General features: G+C 42.7%; 18 protein-coding genes and 1 pseudogene. 10 read left to right on the forward strand and 9 right to left on the reverse strand.

Going from position 1 to position 18944, the window contains the following annotated elements:
- Positions 1–317 precede the first annotated feature (317 nt).
- Positions 318–719: a metal-sensing transcriptional repressor gene (locus tag HWQ23_RS01745; RefSeq protein ID WP_292823043.1), complete on the forward strand. Its 402-nt coding sequence runs from the start codon at positions 318–320 to the stop codon at positions 717–719.
- Positions 720–905: 186 nt separating this feature from the next.
- Positions 906–1718: a 2-succinyl-6-hydroxy-2,4-cyclohexadiene-1-carboxylate synthase gene (gene menH, locus HWQ23_RS01750; protein WP_292823044.1), complete on the forward strand. Its 813-nt coding sequence runs from the start codon at positions 906–908 to the stop codon at positions 1716–1718.
- A 10-nt stretch (positions 1719–1728) separates the two neighbouring features.
- Here menH and HWQ23_RS01755 read toward each other — a convergent pair whose 3' ends face one another.
- Positions 1729–2376 carry a glycoside hydrolase family 24 protein gene (locus HWQ23_RS01755; protein WP_292823045.1) on the reverse strand — a complete coding sequence of 216 codons (648 nt, stop codon included), beginning with the start codon at positions 2374–2376 and terminating at the stop codon, positions 1729–1731.
- A gap of 563 nt (positions 2377–2939) precedes the next feature.
- On the opposite strand from HWQ23_RS01755, the gene HWQ23_RS01760 reads away from it, so the two are divergent.
- The 3 genes from HWQ23_RS01760 to HWQ23_RS01770 all read left to right on the forward strand — a co-directional run bounded on the left by HWQ23_RS01760 (position 2940) and on the right by HWQ23_RS01770 (position 4179).
- Entirely contained in the window at positions 2940–3404 is a 465-nt protein-coding gene (locus HWQ23_RS01760) for a DUF29 domain-containing protein (RefSeq protein WP_292823046.1), read from the forward strand.
- Between the two features lie 132 nt (positions 3405–3536).
- The gene (locus HWQ23_RS01765; RefSeq protein ID WP_292823047.1) at positions 3537–3722 is read left to right on the forward strand and encodes a hypothetical protein; all 186 of its coding nucleotides are present in this window, start codon (positions 3537–3539) and stop codon (positions 3720–3722) included.
- On the forward strand, positions 3709–4179 hold the full coding sequence (locus tag HWQ23_RS01770; protein ID WP_292823048.1) for a type II toxin-antitoxin system VapC family toxin: 471 nt from the start codon (positions 3709–3711) through the stop codon (positions 4177–4179). The genes HWQ23_RS01765 and HWQ23_RS01770 overlap by 14 nt, the downstream gene beginning before the upstream one ends.
- Positions 4180–4333: 154 nt before the next feature.
- On the opposite strand, the gene HWQ23_RS01775 is transcribed toward HWQ23_RS01770, so the two are convergent.
- Complete coding sequence (locus HWQ23_RS01775; RefSeq protein ID WP_292823049.1) at positions 4334–4990, reverse strand: NAD(P)H-binding protein; 657 nt, start codon at positions 4988–4990, stop codon at positions 4334–4336.
- A gap of 178 nt (positions 4991–5168) precedes the next feature.
- Between HWQ23_RS01775 and HWQ23_RS01780 the strand changes: the two genes are divergently transcribed.
- The gene (locus HWQ23_RS01780; protein ID WP_292823050.1) at positions 5169–5843 is read left to right on the forward strand and encodes a DUF1997 domain-containing protein; all 675 of its coding nucleotides are present in this window, start codon (positions 5169–5171) and stop codon (positions 5841–5843) included.
- 130 nt (positions 5844–5973) lie between these two features.
- Here the strand turns inward: HWQ23_RS01780 and HWQ23_RS01785 are convergent, their stop codons facing one another.
- Positions 5974–6444: a DUF4079 domain-containing protein gene (locus HWQ23_RS01785; RefSeq protein ID WP_292823051.1), complete on the reverse strand. Its 471-nt coding sequence runs from the start codon at positions 6442–6444 to the stop codon at positions 5974–5976.
- 220 nt (positions 6445–6664) lie between these two features.
- On the opposite strand from HWQ23_RS01785, the gene HWQ23_RS01790 reads away from it, so the two are divergent.
- Positions 6665–7948 (forward strand): ankyrin repeat domain-containing protein, encoded by a 1284-nt coding sequence (locus HWQ23_RS01790; protein ID WP_292823052.1) that lies wholly within the window; start codon positions 6665–6667, stop codon positions 7946–7948.
- A gap of 727 nt (positions 7949–8675) precedes the next feature.
- On the opposite strand, the gene HWQ23_RS01795 is transcribed toward HWQ23_RS01790, so the two are convergent.
- Entirely contained in the window at positions 8676–10556 is a 1881-nt protein-coding gene (locus HWQ23_RS01795; protein WP_292823053.1) for an ABC transporter ATP-binding protein, read from the reverse strand.
- On the opposite strand from HWQ23_RS01795, the gene HWQ23_RS01800 reads away from it, so the two are divergent.
- The gene (locus tag HWQ23_RS01800) at positions 10536–10718 is read left to right on the forward strand and encodes a hypothetical protein (RefSeq protein WP_292823054.1); all 183 of its coding nucleotides are present in this window, start codon (positions 10536–10538) and stop codon (positions 10716–10718) included. The genes HWQ23_RS01795 and HWQ23_RS01800 overlap by 21 nt on opposite strands.
- 110 nt (positions 10719–10828) lie before the next feature.
- Here the strand turns inward: HWQ23_RS01800 and HWQ23_RS01805 are convergent, their stop codons facing one another.
- The 4 genes from HWQ23_RS01805 to HWQ23_RS01820 form a co-directional block, all read right to left on the reverse strand.
- The gene (locus tag HWQ23_RS01805; RefSeq protein WP_292823055.1) at positions 10829–11500 is read right to left on the reverse strand and encodes a carboxylesterase family protein; all 672 of its coding nucleotides are present in this window, start codon (positions 11498–11500) and stop codon (positions 10829–10831) included.
- A gap of 213 nt (positions 11501–11713) precedes the next feature.
- Positions 11714–13252, reverse strand: a complete 1539-nt coding sequence (locus HWQ23_RS01810) for an amidohydrolase family protein (RefSeq protein ID WP_292823056.1) — start codon at positions 13250–13252, stop codon at positions 11714–11716.
- A gap of 239 nt (positions 13253–13491) precedes the next feature.
- Complete coding sequence (locus HWQ23_RS01815) at positions 13492–14856, reverse strand: LLM class flavin-dependent oxidoreductase (protein WP_292823057.1); 1365 nt, start codon at positions 14854–14856, stop codon at positions 13492–13494.
- Between the two features lie 76 nt (positions 14857–14932).
- On the reverse strand, positions 14933–15142 hold the full coding sequence (locus HWQ23_RS01820; protein WP_292823058.1) for a hypothetical protein: 210 nt from the start codon (positions 15140–15142) through the stop codon (positions 14933–14935).
- Positions 15143–15447: 305 nt separating this feature from the next.
- Between HWQ23_RS01820 and HWQ23_RS01825 the strand changes: the two genes are divergently transcribed.
- Positions 15448–15828: a pentapeptide repeat-containing protein gene (locus tag HWQ23_RS01825; RefSeq protein ID WP_292823059.1), complete on the forward strand. Its 381-nt coding sequence runs from the start codon at positions 15448–15450 to the stop codon at positions 15826–15828.
- Positions 15829–16388: 560 nt separating this feature from the next.
- On the opposite strand, the pseudogene HWQ23_RS01830 reads toward HWQ23_RS01825, so the two are convergent.
- Positions 16389–16571, reverse strand: a pseudogene (locus tag HWQ23_RS01830) (Uma2 family endonuclease); the annotation flags it as partial.
- A 563-nt stretch (positions 16572–17134) separates the two neighbouring features.
- Between HWQ23_RS01830 and HWQ23_RS01835 the strand changes: the two are divergent.
- A complete protein-coding gene (locus tag HWQ23_RS01835) occupies positions 17135–17626 on the forward strand; it encodes a hypothetical protein (protein WP_292823060.1) in 492 nt (163 codons plus the stop codon).
- Positions 17627–18944 lie beyond the last annotated feature (1318 nt).

An 18944-nucleotide genomic window follows, 5' to 3' on the forward strand; every position in this document is an offset into this window, starting at 1 on the left:
ATAATTCTTTAATCCGTCTTGGAAAGTTTGCTCAAGTCAAGCCACTCCGTTGCGGTGAATCCAGCGCTGTAGGCGGGTTTCCCGCCGTAGGCGACTGGTGAACCCGAAGGGGGGTTCCCCCCGTTATAGGAAGTGGCGCGGCAGAGCCGCAAGAGCAACTTTCCGCAAAATCTAAAATTAAATGACTTGCCCGTGACTTGATTGCTCTTTTCAATTCTTTAATCTAAAATCCAAAATCCAAAATTGTCTCACCCAGAAATTTTGGGTTGATCGAGTACTAGACTAGGATCTTACTACCACAAGCACTTTGATAACCCATGAATGGATCAAACCGATTAAGCAAGGAATCCTTGCCAACATCCCAGCAAGCAGAACATTCCCACCATCAGGATACAGACCATGAGTATACAGATCATACTCATGGGACTGGAGAATCGGCTCATCCTCATGTCCATAGCGAAGAGTCTTTACGGCGAATTGTCAATCGATTATCGCGTATAGAAGGACATGTTCGCGGTATTAAGGGAATGGTGCAGCAAAGTAGCCCTTGTCCTGATGTTCTATTGCAAATTGCCGCAGTGCGCGGCGCATTGGATCGGGTAGCGCGAATTATTTTGGATGAACATTTAACTGAGTGTATTGGTAGAGCCGCACAAGAGGGTAATATTGATGTTGAAATTGAACAGCTAAAAGCTGCTTTAGATCGATTTTTACCTTAAGAATTAGAGAAAGAAAAAATTAACTAGCACGACAAGACATTTTGTAGAGATGCCAGATTTGGTGTATTGACTCAGGCAGAGGGTTATTTATGCCAAAATTCAAATAATTCCTAATACTTCTCTTCTTAGGCTGCGCCAACGGCTGCGTTCAGTACAAGTTCGTAATTCGTAATGAAGCTTGCGGAAATGACTTTAAAAAAATATAAATTTAACTATTATTTAAATGTCAATATAAACACCTCTCTAATTATTTTTTTACACGGCTTCATGGGAAACATTAATGAATTCGATGAAGCCATAAAATTACTAGGTGAAGAATTTTCTTATCTCACCCTTGACTTACCAGGACATGGTAAAACCCAGGTTTTAGGAGGTGATGAATACTATAAAATAGAACCCACGGCTCAAGCAATAATCAATTTATTAGATGAATTAAAAATAGATAAATGCTACTTAATTGGTTATTCAATGGGCGGAAGATTGGCTTTATACCTAACTCTACATTTCCCAGAACGTTTTATTAAAGTTGTATTAGAATCAGCTTCCCCAGGTTTAGCAACAGAAGCAGATCGATTAGAACGAGTTAGAAGTGATGCTCAAATAGCTAGAAAATTAAGCAGAAGTATTATTAAAACTGATTTTGCTGCTTTTTTGTCAAATTGGTATAATCAGCCAATTTTTGGTTCTCTAAAAAATCATCCAAAATTTGAAAGATTGCTAGAAAATCGTTTGCAGAATCCTCTAATTGGATTAACAAAATCACTCCAATTTATGGGGACTGGTAATCAACCATCTTTATGGGAAAAACTCAAAGAAAATACAACACCTTTACTTTTATTAGCTGGTGAAAATGACGAAAAGTTTAGAGATATAAATACAGAAATAGCTAATATATCTAAAGTTGCACAACTAAAAGTAATTAGTAATACTGCACATAACATTCACTTTGAAAATACTGTAGAATTTGTGCAAAATATCAGAGAGTTTTTCCAGAAGTAGTAAACTTATTTTACTGCTTCTTTGGCTGCTTACCTGATGGCTGAATCTGGGGAGTTGGGGCTAATTTTACTTTTGGTGGTTGCTTCGCTGCGGTTAATTCCTCTTGCAACATTTTCTGATAAATCTTAGACAAAGAGCTACTAACAGAATTAGTTTCTATACCATATCCTAGACTTGTCCAGGTGGGAGAGAGCCGCCGCAAAACATCATTTAACTTTCCCTGACGCAACTGTTGAGAAATATCAATTCCCCAAACTTTAGAATCACTTAACCAACGGTAAACTACTACATCTTGATATTCTGCTTCAAAACTATAACCAGTCCAAAACATCATCTGCATTGGCTTTGGGTGATAACGGGGGGCTAAACGATACCAAGTAATGTTGATAATTTGATATCTCCCAGCAGCAGTGGAACAATTACCTGTGTTGGGGCCTGTGACAATTGTGATGCATATCTCAGGATGTCGGCTAAGGTCGTTTACTTGCTGTCCACCATATAACAGGGAATAGGGACGGTTTCCACTAGCCTCACTCGCCGAAATAGTTCGCATTAAAGCGCGGATATAGGGATCGCCCTGTTTCATCACCAAAGGCGGCTGTTTCTCTTCAAAGATGGGATCAGAAGGCGATCGCAAGTCTCCAATATACCATTGCAACAAATATACAAAGCCGAGAAGCGCGGCTATTGGCCCAATAAGTTTTTCAACACCTTTGAATTCAAAGCCTTTCAGAGTCCAACTCCTTCAAATTTGCTCTCTTTGCTAACAACAATCATTGACGTACTCATTCTGGCAAAGTTCACACTTTATTGTCAGTTATCATTTCCGATTTGCTCATTTTTTTAAGAATTAGAAAAAAGCTGCAAAAATAAGTATAGCAAGCGACATACTCTCAAAAATACCGAGCAAGTATCATCTTAGTCGCTAAAATCACACGAGTTGTTATTGATCATGGGGCTGAAACTTAAGGCGATCGCTCGTCTATCGTGAATGATTGTAGGGGTAAAGCGCAATGCTAAACCCTTTTGGGTGTGGAATTTTGCGATCGCTTAGGGACTGACAAATAAAAAAATATTCAATTATTTCTTGTGGGGTGGGCATCTTGCCCGCCCAGTTTATATGGCGGGCAAGATGCCCACCCCACAAGTAGTAGTAATTTATTTCTTGGAGTTCCCTTACCTCTGTTATAATTAGAGAATTGATTTTTCCAGCGATTAGCTATGACAACAGAAATCTTAAAATCTGTTGAACCTACCCTTTACGAAGAAGATTATTATTTATGGGTAGAAACAACACTTAAACAATTAGAAAATAAAGATATTCAAAATCTCGATTGGCAACATTTATCAGAAGAAATCGAAGCTTTGGGAATTGAACAAAGACGAAAATTAGAAAGTTACTTAAAACAATTATTAATTCATCTTTTACTTTATCGTTATTGGGAAACGGAAAAAGAAGATTGTCAACGAGGCTGGCAAATAGAAATAACTAATTTTCGTGATGAGCTAGAATTTTCTTTTCGTTCCAAAACACTTTATAACTATTCTCTTAACTGCTTAGATGCAGTTTATATTAAAGCCAGAAGACAAGGAATTCAAAAAACAGGTTTACCGCCTGAGATTTTCCCAGATAAATGCCCTTTTACTCCTGAAGATATTTTCAATAGTGAGTACTTCCCAGAATAAAAGTGATTTTGTGGTGAATGTGCAATGTTTAGTATATGTTGTGGTATGCTGCGGCTACGCCCGCCGCAGGCATCGCTTGTATCTCAATGAGAGAGTATAATAAAATCAGCTTGTATCCATCTCTTAAGCAATATGAAAGGATATATCCAAAATCAAACTATTATTCTCCAAGACAGTTTACCCAACACATTACAAAATGGTGATGAAGTTGAAATTGTGATCATTTCTATCAAAAAACAAAAATATCATTTTCCCACATTCAAACTGGATATAAAAGAGGAATATTTAGATCCAGAAAAGATTTATGAACAAGATTAAAGTATTTTTTGATACTAACGTTTTAATCTATGCTCATGATGAATCATCGCTTTACCACCATAACTCTGCACATCTATTAAATCTAGTATTTGAAAATAAAATTCAGGGAGTTATTGCAGAACAAAATATCATAGAACTATACAGAATTTTAACTAATCCTGCTGCGATGCAGAATAAATCATTAACCTCTTGGGAGGTTAATCAACTGATTACTGAAATTTATTTAAGCGGTAAATTTGAAGTACTATATCCTAACCAATTAACCACAGAAAAAACCTTAGAATTAGCCGTTAATTGTAACTGTATATCAGCAAGAATTTTTGATATTCGTCTAGCAGGATTAGTGATTACCTATCCAGTCGATTACTTTGCAACTTATAATATTAAGCACTTTCTGAATATTGAAGGTTTAACGGCTATGAAACCTGAACATATTTTGTCTATTTTATCATACTAAACCGCATTTTTTCAGAGGTAATTTTTCAGAGCGATCGCTTGTCTGTCGTGAATAAGTTTAGGGGTTTAGCAATGCGTACCCCTACGTTTTAGGTGTGAGATGGAGCGATCGCTTTCGGGAGTAGAATCAAGGGGCGGTCAATTTAGATCGGATATCAGCACTGTTGAAATAGCTCCTTAAAGCTTTTTGAGGCTGCTTCCGGTTTGGCAACAATTTCGACAATTTTATTGCGTGCATCTGATTCAAACAGCGCCTCAACAGCAACTTGGGCAACTTTTTGCCTGGGGATGCTACCGTCAAACAGTGTATCAGCACTCTGCATCACGATGGGGTCGGCGTTATCTTGATTCTTCAAACCACCAGGTCGCACAATCGTATAGGTAAGACCACTTTTCTGGATATACTCTTCAGCTTGCTTTTTCCACAACAAAATCAGCCAAAACAAGTTCAGTGGATGGAATAACCGCGAAGTACACAAAGAAGAAACTAAGACAAAATGCTCAACTCCCTTTGCCTTAGCAGCATTTACTAAATTTTTAGTCCCTTCAAAATCCACTTTATAGGGGCCAGTGGGGTCAAAGCTAGGTTTTGCTCCAGTAGCAACCAACAAAACTGTGCTATCTCCCAACGCAGCAGTTAAACTTTCTGGTTGTAACACGTCGCCTACTACCAATTCGGCTTCAGGAGACAGAATACCCTTAGCTTTCTCTATATCCCGCACCAGGGCTATGACGGGAATATTCCGCGCTATCAACTCTTGCACAATCCGGCGACCTGTTTCACCTGTTGCCCCTGCTACAAATGCTTTCATGAGAAATGCTATCCTGGGAAACTATTGTGTGCTTGTTCAGTTCCTTATTTTAGTAATTCTATGGAGTCGATGACAGATTAATGAGGTTTCGGTAAAAATGGGATACTAGTACGAAGTGACCCAAGCATCTGGGGAATTATTAATATAGACGAACGCCAAAGTATACAGTAACGTATTTATGCTCTCAACAAACGGCGAATATAAATCCTGGGAAATAACAGAAGCAGTTTTACCTGTAGCGTCCAGCCAAGAAGAAACCGAGGACGCATTAACACAAGCAAATGTAGCGACGCTCACAACATTTTACGGTCGTTATGAAGATTTTATGGAAATGCCTGCCCCAATAGAAGAGGTTGCTGAGTATCTTAATGCTCACGCCTCATGGTTTTGTCGTTGCGCTGAACCCATGAAAGTGCAATCACTTGGGGAAAATGGCTACGCTTTAGGAATTGGTAGTTTTGGTGCTTTTGGTTATCAAGTAGAACCGAAAATTGGTTTGGAATTGTTGCCCCCAGAGGAAGGTATTTACCGCATCCGTACAATCCCCATTCCTGACTACCAACCGCCTGGTTATGACGTAGATTATCGGGCATCTCTACAGTTAATAGAAACCGATGCTTCTACTAGCATTGGCAAGGTTACCAGAGTTGAATGGGAATTGGATTTAATGGTTCATTTGCACTTTCCGAGATTTATTCACCGCTTACCCCAATCTCTAATTCAATCTACAGGCGATCGCTTGCTTAACCAAATTGTCCGCCAAGTCTCCCGCCGCTTAACTCGCAAAGTTCAGGAAGATTTTCAGAAATCTTTAGAAACACCCTTTGCTGCTAATTCTAAGCAAAAGCAGTAATTCAAGAGCAAAGCCAAAGACGCTTCGACTTTGGCCAAGAGTCAAAAAACTTTCGGCTTTGGAACGCCAGTTCGCTCAAGTCGGGAGAACCGCCCACACGACTGGCTGCTTTTTGACTCTTGGTTAATGCCTATGCTTTAGTGAGAATTTTTTGGACAATTTGCACACCAGTAACAGCCTGCCAAGCAAAAAGCCCCAAAAGGGTAAAATTTATCAAAATGTGAGTTGCACGCGCCCAATTTGCCCCTTTCTGCATATAAGGGGACAAAGCAGCAGAAAATGCTATTAGGCTTGTCATCCCCAGTCCTGCTAGCAGGTGAGACCCGAAAAATAACTTTTGGTTATTGATGTAGGTGACAGCCATACCTCCGATCGCACCTGTCACCATCAAAGCTAGGAGTATAGACCCGATTTGGTAGTGTCTGACGTTATATCTACCTTTAATCAGTTCTTTCTTTTCTTCGCCTTGAGCATTTCTGGTACGCTGTACTTGCAGTCCCAAATAGGCACCATAAATTGAGAGTGCTAATAACGCCCACATGAGCACCGGATGAAAAAAGTTCAGCCAATATTTCACCGACGTAGAAAGTTCCAGACTCATCGTGTTCTCGCCTAATTATTAAATCTTCATAAAAATTAGCATAATTCTATTTTGTGTGCTTAAAGTTGCACAAATTAAAAGAAAATAAGCAAGATTTCGCTCCTTCATCTCCCCCATCTTTGGCTGCAATTTTCCTTCGCCCTCTTGCCAAAGTGGATAAACAATCTCAGACTGAATTTTGACGTTAGACGAACAAAACCCGCTGTGTGGGATCTCATCCATGACTGAAAACAAGGATATTTTGCTGCTAAAAGCTGCTAAAAGTGGTGATATCAAAGGGCTGTGTGCGCTACTGGCCGCTGGTGCGAAGGTGGACGCGTGCGATCGCCAAGGCACGACGGCGTTAATGTTCGCTGCGAATTTAGGCTACACGGAAATTGGGCGATCGCTGCTGGATGCTGGGGCAGATATCAACTTGCCCAGAAAACTCTATGGTTTGACGGCTTTGATGTTGGCAGCTAGTGCCAAACAGCTTGACATTGTGCAACTTTTAGTATCCAGAGGTGGTGATGTCAATGCCACTAATGAAGATGGCAGCACAGCTTTAATGGCAGCAGTACTCAAAGGTCATATCGATGTAGTGCGAGTTTTATTGGCTGCTGGTGCCCAAGTTAATATCGCAGATAAAGATGATGATACTGCGTTGAAACTCGCCGTTAAGCAGGGAAAAATAGAAGTTATAGAAGCAATTCTCCAAACTGGTGTCGATGTCAATATCCCAGATGAGGAGGGTGAGACACTCTTAATCCTAGCGGCAGACTTGGGACATCTGAAGATTGTGGAAGCACTGCTAGCAGCAGGGGCTGATGTGAATATGAAAAGCGCTGATGGTGGAACTGCGCTATCGGTAGCTGCTGCTGCTGGACACAGTGCGATCGTAGCAGCTTTACTGGATCGAGGTGCCGAGATTAATCTCCAAGACCAAGATGGTGAAACTGCCCTACATCTTGCCGTTGTGGAAGGCTACATTGATGTGGTGCAAGTGTTACTTAACAGGGGTGCAGATGTCCAAATTAGAAACCATCTGGGTGATACGCCACTGCTTGTAGCAGCGTTGCAGGGACATAGCCAAATAGTCGAGGCATTGCTGCATTCTGGGGGAGATGTGAGTGGGAAAAACCTTGGTGAAGTACCTTTGACGTTGGCTGCATCACAAGGACACACCCAAACAGTGAAAGTGTTGCTAGACTATGGTGCTGATGCCAATACTCCGGGGGATGATGGCAAAACTGCTTTGATCAAGGCAACCGAACGCAAGCACACAGAGATCATACATTTGCTGCTGGCAAAGGGGGCAGATGTGAATTTTCAAGACTCAGCCAAGGCAACATCATTGATGTGGGCTGCCTCAGCAGGTTATGACGAAATTGTGCAGTTATTACTCCAATCAGGGGCAGATGCGAATTTGAAAAACCGGGGTGGTTATACTGCTTTGATGATTGCAGAATTTAATGGTTATAAGAATGTCGTGCGGAGTCTGCAAAAAGCTGGGGCGCAAGAATAGCCATCTGAATTCTTCATCTAAAATATTTTCAGAAATATCTTGACAAATCATTAAATGAAGTTTAATAAGTTAAATACTAAGGTAGTTTGAAAAAAACTAAATCTAGACGTGAGAAACAAAGAAAGCAAAACTCCGTCGTAGCTGTTGTGAACTTGCTACGGCGGAGAAAGGAAAAATTAAAACGCCAAAACGGAGCAGGCTAAATGCTTGCGTCACAAGGATAGAAAGAAAGCAAAAATGAACAAGTAAATTTACTTTTTATTTTTGACCTTGTACCTTTTACCTTTTACCTAGTCTCCCCTTCGGCGTTTCCTACTGTGCTAGATGTGCAAAATATATAGTTTTTACTTGAACAGAAAAGTATTCTAAGGATCATTTTTGATGTATTCTCTGAAAGGCGAAATACAAACAAGTCACCAAAAAAGGTTTATGTGCGACCATTTGGGAGATCGCTACGGAAAGTCAAAGAAAAAATAAATAAAAAATTTTAGAAAATAAAATCTCCTCTGCGATCAAGAAACGTTCTCGCGTCAAAGTTTGGGGTCGCACCGACATTGTGATCCGATTCAGGATTACAGCAAATAATTTTGCGATCGCTATTGACCAATTCTCAAAGCAAACAAAGCGATCGCGTTTTTAACTCAACAATTGTTGTTAAAAAGTCTTTCCAGGAGGATTCCGGAATTGAATTTTGAATTTGTTAATATATCTCACGTAGGGGTAAATGTCAAGCAATTATTCCTTCTTCGACGTTATCTGTGCCAGTGCGAGCCTCGCGGATGCCTTCCTCGCCGAGATTTTCCGGTATAAATCCACCTGCCTGCATTTTCCATAACCTGTGGTAAGCGCCGCCGAGTGCCAGCAGTTTGGCGTGGGAACCATCTTCGATAATGCGACCTTTGTCGAACACCAGAATCCGGTCTAGATGGACGATGGTAGATAGCCGATGAGCCACCACGATCACCGTTTTTCCATTCATTGCTACATCGAGGCTATCCTGGATCGCTTTTTCGGTGATTGAATCAAGGCTAGAGGTGGCTTCATCCAAGATCAGGATCGGCGCATCTTTGAGGATTACGCGAGCGATCGCAATGCGCTGCCTCTGCCCTCCAGACAGCTTTACACCACGTTCACCCACCAGAGAATCGTAACCATCCTTAATTTGGGCGATGAAATCGTGAGCATGAGCCTTTCGCGCCGCCTCGATCACTTCGGAGTCGGTTGCATCCAAGCGCCCGTAACGAATATTTTCCAGCAACGTCCGATGGAACAGAGACGGATCTTGGGGAATCAAGCTGATCTGGGCGTGTAAAGTATCCTGAGTTATGTCTTGAATATCGACCCCATCAATGATAATCTGTCCAGATTGTGGGTCAAACAAACGCAGAATCAGATTGACAAAGCTGGATTTTCCAGAGCCGGATAAACCCACCAGTCCGACACGCTGTCCCGGTAGGATGGTGACAGAAAGGTTGCTGAAAACTTTCTTCTCGTTCGAGTAGTTGAAATTCACCCGCCGAAACTCAATTTTACCTTGGGTGATTGAGTGTGCGATCGCGCGATCGCGATCAACCAACTCGTGGGGTTGAACGATGATCAAGACACCATTGGCGACATTACCGACATGTTCAAAAAATTCCAGAAAGCGGCGGCTCAAATTACGCGCTTCACTGATGATTAACAGCGACAGGCTGGTTGCTACAACGAAGTCAGCAGTAGTGATCGTTCCTTGACTCCAGAGAGAAAGCGAGTAATATAGGGTGCTGATTTTCAGAATCGCTGCTGAGATGAACTGAAACCAGCGAATTCGCTCCGAGTACCAGTTGGACTGTCTCACCTCTTTGAGTTCGCGCCTTAATTGCTCATTTAAATAGCGTCGTTCAAAACCGAAACGAGCAAACAGTCGGCTACTAGTGAGATTTGTTACCGAATCTACGATCATGCCAGTTGTCTCACTTCTTGCGGCTGCGGCTTTCCGGGAGTAAATTCGGCAGCGAGTTGCTAGCCAAAACGAAATACTGATGAAGAGAACAGCCCAGATTCCCACGAGTGCAGCAAGGGGAGGATAGGCGCGATACAGTATCGTTGTGGCGACGCTATACACAACAATTACTGGCATAAATTCACTAATCATCATTTGCATCGTCTGGGTAACACCGAGAGAAGTTTCGCTAATCCGATGTGCCAATGCCCCAGAAAAACTGCTGCTCAGGTAGCGATGCGAATGGTGCTGCAAGTATGCATATAGCGATCGGACGATGTGCTGTCGGTGGATCGGATGGAGGATCGTCTGCAAGAGTCCAGCCGATCGCCCGAATATCACTTCACCCACACTCAAGCCGATGAACAGCATCAGAGGTTGCTTCATGGCATCAAAAATGGGCTGGCTGCCGCTCGTCGATCGCGTCACGCCCCGGATGATCTCGCCAATAGCATAAGGCAGCATAATGCCACAGGTTGCATGTATTACCTCCAGGATCACCATTAACACATACCACCAGCGAAACTGGTTAACAAAATAGCAAATGAACCTGAATGGAGTTGATGGCAAATTTGGTGCATCAGGAGCACGTTGAAAGGATTTAGATTGTCTAGCCTTTTTCGTCATGAAAGTCGATCTCTTCGGATTATTTTAGCTGTTATACAAGATAAAAATGGACGACTGGATAGCCGTCCGGTGGTATTAGGGACTTCTGGCGGTACTCTACTAGTACCGCAAGGCGTAATTCGTAATTCGTATCTGGTGGCGCGATCGCAGCATAGACATTAGGCGGGAGTAACGCATCCTGAATGTTGATTTTCTTCGGTATTACAGACTTCGGCGTGAGCGGTCAGTCAAACCTCACAGAATATTGCAAGTTAGTTTTTGGACATTTAGCCTCAAGCGACTACAGAAGTTTCACGACGGCTCTGTGAAATTAGCCACTGTTGTAACTTCGGATCGCCGTATACCTGATCTGCAATAAAATGATCGCCTTCGGGCAATACTGTCAAATCAACTTTCCCTCCTACTTTGCGTAAGCGCTCAACAAAATTCTCCGTATCCTCAATCGGCAGATTTTTGTCTTGTCCACCTTGGAATATCTGAACGGGAATGTCTTTGAGTGCAGCTAGTTCGCTTTCTGCTAATGTTTTGGGTACTCGTCCAGACACAGGTACCAGACCGGCGAAGCGATCGCCATGCTTTGCAGCGATATGCCAGATCCCCGCCGAGCCTAAGCTAAACCCAGCTAATATCACCCGCGCTGGATCGACGGGCTGGGAAGCGATCAGTTCATCAATCAAAGCAAGCACATCATCTGCTCGATCTGCCCAAGTCTGTTCAGCCGGAATCTGGGGTGCGGCGAAAACATAAGGTAAGGAGTCGGATAAATCTACAAAACGAGGTAGACCCCATTTCAGCAGCACATTCAAATCCGTCCCGCGATCGCGTCCTCCGTGCAGAAACAGCACTAAGGGTGCAGGTTGTTTGTTGCCATTGTCAGAAACAGGCGAGAAAAGATAAGGCAAGGAACCATTACTGGTGTCGTAAGAGCGTTGTTCGACAGGCATTGTTGTGACTCCTAATTTGATTTTGGCATTGGGCAATTCAATGCAAGGATTTTAGATTTTAGATTTTAGATTTTGGATTGGAATTGAATCTAAAATCCAAAAGCGAACGGCGTGAGCGCTCACGCCGTACTCCTTCTCTACGAGACGCTCCGCGAACGGAGAAGCAAGCTACGCGTAGCGTTCCGCAGGAAAGCCTAAAATCTCAAATTCCTATCACGCCACTATTAGGCTCTTATCTACTTGTTTGGATTCGGTCTTACCTACCTTGGATTCGATCGCTGTACCCTTGAAGAATTCGCGGTTGGCTTGGGTGTAAAACTTGTAGGGATTAGCGAATACATAGGATTTAAAGTCGGCTTCGGAAATAACGCCTTCTTGCACCAAATCCCAGCTTTCAGCCAGTGGGGCGGTGAGGTCTGGTACATCCCAGTGACCAACATCAGAGGAATAGATGGCGTTGATCTTGACTCCCAAGGGATTGGCTTTGTCGTTGAATGCCGCAGCGATCGTGCGATCGTCGGACTCGGAACCAAAGAAGAAACTGTTCACCCAGCGATCGCGGATGTCTTCAGTTGTTTCAATACCTGCTGCTGCAAAATCCTCCAATTCGCTACCAATCGGCGCACGGCTGTGACGGCTGAATGAAGATCCCAGTACACTCTTGGTTAATTCGTCCTTATCGAGGGAATGCCCTTGAGTAATTTCCGCACCGTAGTGCTCAAATATCTCAAACAACTCATCGGCATTTGTCAATGCTGGATTGTAGTTTTGCAGTGCCTTTAAATTGCGCTTGGAGAAGCGATCCACCAGATGAATGTAGACGTTAGCACCCCAAGCTGCACCACCTTCTAGCATCGCTACACGCAACTGCGGAAAACGCTTGGTAACACCGCCGAAAAACAACGCCTTCGCAAAGGCTTCCGAACCATCGGCGAAGTGACCAATATGGTTGTTCATGTAGTTACTCGTAGAGGAGCGTCCAGTCCAACCCTGACTGCCGTAATGGGTGGTGACGGGTACGCCTAGTTCCACGACTTTAGCCCAGAAGGGATCGTAGTCGTATTCACTATCTAGTCCGTAGAAGTCGATATAAGAAGCATACTTGGCGATTTCAGGGAATTTATCAGCTGGATATTTATCAGCGATCGCTTTGATTGGCCGTTTCACACCACCAGTAATATTAATTACTTTTAATCCCAGTGTTTTAACGGCAAACTCTAGCTCCTCAATGCCTTCTTGGGGATTGGTCAAGGGAATGCCAGCCACGGGTGTCAGGCGATCGCTATATTTGCGGTAGATATCAGCATGATAGTGATTAACCGCACGTTGCAGCGCTTGACGATTCTCTGGGCTAGCTCCAGCCGGTGCCAAGACATTGTTGGGAAACAGCACTGAATAGTCTGACCCCTGCTCCGCCTGACGCTCATATAGGAGTCCGGGGAGGGTATAAGTAGCAAGATCCAGGGTGTTTTTGGTGACTCTAGCCCACCAAGGCGATCGGATTGTCCGGTTGTAATGACGTTCTTCAGGAGTTTGTTGATACCAGTCTTTACCGTCACTTTTGGAGTTGAGACGGGAGGCTTCGGTCTTGCGTAATTCGTCTACAAGTTTCACGCCGCCGTAATTGGCGATGTAATCCTCAAATGCTGGGGTGAAATCATTGGTGTGAACGTCGGTGTCAATTACTGGATAATCGAGGGTTGCTTTGATTGCGGCAGAGCGTGAGGTCTTTAATCGGCTATATTCACTCATGTTTTTTCCTTGCCTACGGCAGATTACGCGAACAAAAAATTACAGGGTTTTTCCTAGCATCCAATGTTGCTATTGACAAATAGATTTTTTGTAGAAACGGCGATTTATCGCGTCTCTCTACAATTTTCCGTAAGGCGGCGATCTACAGAAGGTACGCTTTAAAAGGTATGGCTTCAGCATCTGTGAAAAATTCATTTACACTACAGCACTCTAAACACAGTGCAGATATGAAAAGTCATTTACGCCAACACCAATCTCTCATCCACTTGTTTGGCAGCAAAACGATTGCCCGGACGACGCAACCCCAGGTTTTCACGCAAGGTACTGCCTTCGTATTCGGTACGGAACAGTCCGCGTTTCTGGAGGACGGGAACGACTAGGTTAACGAAGTCATCTAATCCTGTGGGAAGGATTGGCGGCATGATATTAAAGCCATCTGCCGCACCGTTGTTGAACCATTCTTCTAGCTGGTCGGCAATGGTTTCAGGAGTACCAAGTATGGTGCGATGACCTCGTGCGGTGGCAAGAGAGAGATACAACTGGCGCAGTGTGAGAGTTCCACGAGTAGCCAAATCTCTGACTAGTTTGAGACGGCTCTTGTTAGTGTTGGTATCGCTAGGCAGTTCGGGAGCTACATCATCTAAAGAATATTTAGATAGATCCACACCTTTGTAATAGTTCTTTAAAATATCCCAGGCGACATCGGGATGAATTAACGATTGCAGGAATTCGTACTTCTCTTGAGCTTCTGATTCGGTACGGCCAATGATTGGGAAAGCACCAGGCATGATTTTTAGATCGTCTGGCGATCGCCCATATTGTGCCAGCCTACCTTTTATGTCAGTATAAAATTCCTGTGCATCAGCTAGGGTTTGATTGGCGGTGAAAATTACCTCGGCAGTGCGTGCAGCCAAGTCCCGTCCCGATTCGGAGGCTCCAGCCTGAACGATCACCGGATAACCTTGGGGCGGACGACCGACGTTCAAAGGCCCTTTTACAGAAAAATATTTGCCCTTGTGGTTGAGTGTATGTAGTTTATCTGGGTCGAAATAGACGCCAGATTCTTTGTCACGGATGAAGGCATCGTCTTCCCAGCTATCCCACAATCCTTTCACCACTTCCACAAACTCTTCAGCACGTTCATAACGCTGGCTGTGTTCCGGGTGATGCTCAAGGCCAAAATTACGTGCAGCATTCTCATTGCCCGTGGTGACTACATTCCACCCTGCCCGACCCTTACTCAAGTAGTCCAGCGAGGCAAATTTACGTGCCAGGGTGTAAGGTTCTTCATAGGTGGTCGAGGCGGTGGAAATGAAGCCGATGTTTTCGGTCACGGAGGACAAGGCCGAGAAGAGAGTAACCGGCTCGAAATGGGCGATTTTACCGTTGCGATGCTGAGTTTCTGGAGCGCCGCCCCAGACTCCTGGGCTATCCGCCAGGAAAACTGCATCGAATAAGCCACGTTGGGCGGTCTGGGTAATTTCCTTGTAATGCTCGAAATTCAGACCACCATCTGCTTGTGAATCGGGGTGTCGCCAAGCAGAGACATGATGCCCCGTGGCTTGAATGAATGCACCTAAACGAAACTTACCTGTTGTACTCATCTGCTTTTTTCTTTTCTATAGTGCGTTAGCGGTAGCTCTACGGTCGGTATCGCTAATTTGCGTATAGCTACGTCAGTTATGATTTGACTGCTATTGCGATCGCTTGGTTAATTCCTAACTGCTCAAATGCCTGACAAATCTTGGCAAGTGACTTATCCACTGACATCCGCCCAAAAAATACAAGGTATGGCGGAGCGATAAAATCATCTCCCCATAAAACTTTGAGGTACTCGTGTCTAGCTCTGAGGTATTCACCTCTTGCTAGATAGTGAATGTAATAATGCAATACTTTGGCGGCAACTAAACTTGTGCTTCTGTTGCCTGCTAATTGCTCTACAAGGAATGAAATAACCGAACTGTAAGTAAGGTTAATACCACCGCAGAACTAGGGATGCTACTGCTTGGCGCTCGAATTACCATAAATTTATTTAGTAATCTGACTCCGCAGATTGAGTTTACACAATCGATACAAAAAAATATGTGTTGGTAATCACAATAATATGAAATACTAATTATTAGTTTCTCGAATATTAAGTATTGCAAACTAATTTAGGATTTTGGGAACGAGGTAATTGATGCAAGAGGTGAGTTATGGATGCTGAAGAGTTGCTCAAGCGTTATGCTGCTGGGGAGAGAGACTTTAGTGGGATTAATTTGGAAGAGGCTGATCTGAGTGGGGCTAACCTAAGCGGGGCTAACATGAGTCGAGCTAATCTGTTGGCAGCTAATTTGAGTGGGGCTAATTTGAGTGGGGCTAATCTCAGCTATGCCAAATTGAGTCTGGCTAGGTTGACTGGTGCTAATTTGGAGGGTGCTAACGTGACTAATGCTTCTATAGTTGGTGCCAGTTTGGAAAATGCTAACCTCAAAGGAGCTATTGGTAATTTCGGTCATGCCCACGGGGCTTTGTTCCAAAATACTATTTTGTCCAATGGTGAAATTATCGTCGATCCAGAGATTATTGAAGGCTAAAAAATTATCGTTTTTTTATCAGCCAATAGGGGGCTACTCAATAAGGATTGTCATATCTCTTTGTCTTTAAGCTGTACTTTTTACCTATTCACTTGGAACATTATTTAAATTACTTTTAAAAAATCTTAATCTTTCTCAACTAAGTTTAAAAAATCTTGGGATTGAGTTAACAATTAAAAGCGATCGCTTGCCGACGTTTAGACCTGAGTTTTTGGGCGCGATCGAGTATCTCTACAATTTGTCGCTGTTCTTCTAAGGTGGAACTGGAATCAGAATCTCTGAAGCTCCAGACTTGGTGATACCGCGTGTAGTACCACTAATCATGCGTGTCAACTTAAGCTTTGGCGAATGGAATTGCCTGCGGCACACTGCGTGAACGCGGCTACACAAACAAAGTCCACCTCCGTGGACTAATACACTCATCAAGGATTCTTAACCCACGGAGGTGGGTTTTGCTTGTGTAGACGCGGTTTCTAACCGCCCTTTTAATGTTAAGTTGACACCAATGACCACTAATAGAGTTCGGAGAAATCACTTCAGCATTCCCTGCTGAATCTCCATCAACCTTGTAAAATTTGAGCAGCAGTCAACTTTAGATCAGCAAATACCAGCGTTGCGATCGCGCTATCTCCTAGATACACCTTCTCCTCATAAAAACCCTCTACCCATTCCAGAACCGTCACTCGCTGTTGTATCGGATCAACAATCCAATACTCAGCAATACCCGCGATGCTCCACTGCCAATACTTCTCGGATAAGCATTAAGTAGTACTGAGAATGTTGAAAATATAAATTGTTGTAGTTCTGCAATCGCGGCTTGTAGATGCTGATTTATTATTGTTCGCTGTTAGACAGATATACCCCTCAGTATTATCTCGTAGTTATTTTTAGAAATCAAATATGATTCCTATAGAACTTACGCAAGAGTTACGGAATAACGTAGACGCATTCGCGTAGCGTCTCGTAGAGAAGCGGCTTGCCGCAGGCTACCACTCCAGGCGCAGAGAAGCCAGTGCGTTGGGCGGGTTCCCCGACTTAAAGCAACTGGCGCGACACCGAGAAATAGGAGTTTGAGAGATATTTTGCGTAAGTCCTATCCTATATAAAAAAATTGAGTATTTCTAACAGACAAAATCTATGTAAATTACTTTTTAAAACTTCTTAATATTTCTTAACTAACTTTTAAAAATCTTGGTATTGAGTTCATAATATAAGAGCGATCGCTTTGTAAAGGTTAGTTGATATTTCTTGTCAAACTGCTGGTGAAGCTAGAAACTAAGAAATATACAACACACGCAATTATTTTATGACTGCTATTTCTAACCTTCAATTCAAACGGCCAATTTGGCAAACCGCGATCATATTGACTTTGGGTTTTTGGCTCAGTGCTAGTCTAGTTTTAGACTGGGTAATTATGCCTAGCCTTTTTCTTTCTGGCATGATGAGCCAAGCTGGTTTTACAACAGCAGGCTATACGATTTTTTGGAACTTCAACCGGATGGAATTATTATCTGCTGCTGTAGTTCTGACTGGGGCACTAGCTTTGAGCAAAACCCGATATCACTGGAGTATTGGCAGCATTGTCTTATCTGTGTTGCTGCTCACTATAGCTATGTTTGACACCTATTTATTAACTCCGCAGATGTGCGCTATAGGAGTTCAACTCAACCTATTTGAAGCTGCTGCTGCTATTCCATCGACAATGAATTTACTGCACGGCGGTTATTGGCTACTGGAAGTAGTTAAGCTGGTGGCTGGCGGCACACTTCTAAGCTGGTGCTGGCGGGAGCAATTTTAAGTAGATGGAGAAGTATAACGGTGAGAATGTCCACTTCTAAATCTCACGCCAAAGACGCAAAGAAATTCTTTGCGTCTTTTTGCTACATATACCTTGTGGGTTAATTAATGCGATGTCTACGACGGGCTACACCTACGCGTACAATTTTGTATTTATATTTGTGACTTTTAAAACTTGAGGTTTTTCGGACAAATTGCTACCATAAAATGATTCACTCATTTATAAGTGTAATTAAATAAGCATCTAAAATTATCTTTTACTGTACATTTTCAGCCTTTCCGGACATCCGAAAAAATAAATATTTATCACAATTATCTGGAATATGATATTAATTAGTTTTCATGTTTACTTTACTTATTTATTATAAAGTTTATATATTTCTGCTAACTTTTTTGGAAAATTATAGTAATCTGAATTTGAGTGAGTACGTTACTTGTTATCTACCATCTAGCTGAAAATAGCTATTTTGCAGGTATGTACTACCAATCAAGAATATCGCTGTAAGTTCTTGAATTTGCCACTCCAAATTGTGCAGGGTGACTATTTAGCCCCACACAAGATTAGAACCCCTTTCTAGTGCTTATGAAGAGATATACCTTCTGCTGATTTGGTCGCCTGTGCATCTCACCACATACCTCATGGCGGCAATTAAGCTAAAACACATCTAAGAAAGCATATTAAATTTTATCAAATTCTTGTGGGGTGGGCATCTTGCCCGCCTTGCTCATGCAACTTAAATGCCGATTAGCTTATCAGCTAACTCATCCTTGGTCAGAGGTTACCATTCTTGTTATGCAAGTGATAATTTTGCCTAATACCAACACTAAGAGTTGCTCTCCAATCACAAACCTAAGTAAGACATTAAACTTTTTGAATGCTTAGTTTTTAATAATACTTTTTCTCTTGATGAAGTTCTCCTCAGTATTTGCAATTTTAGGCTGCAAAATACGGATACCAATGATGCTTTTGTGACTGATGGGCGAGAGCCAATGGTCTCTGGGCGGCACTTGAGTTACTGTTAGATTGGCTAGATTAGCGAAAGATACAGAAAACCAATCTAATTTTTGAAATACTATATCCTGGCAACTAGTCGGGCAATTTTGCTATTGGGTAATAGCATGAATTGGTTTAGTTGTAAGTCGTGCATTATAGCTTAACAGAGATTGGTGAATTAAGAGTTGGGGGGTGTGGAATCTCTGTACTAACTCAAATGTGACCGCTATATTTATCTGAGAGTGCTTCCAACAAAGTAGCGGTGAATTACGAAAAGGTAATTCACTAATTTTGCGTGCAAATGTTAATTTTATTCCAGAGCCAC

It is taken from the genome of Nostoc sp. JL33 (assembly GCF_017114985.1).
Classification (GTDB): Bacteria; Cyanobacteriota; Cyanobacteriia; order Cyanobacteriales; family Nostocaceae; genus Nostoc.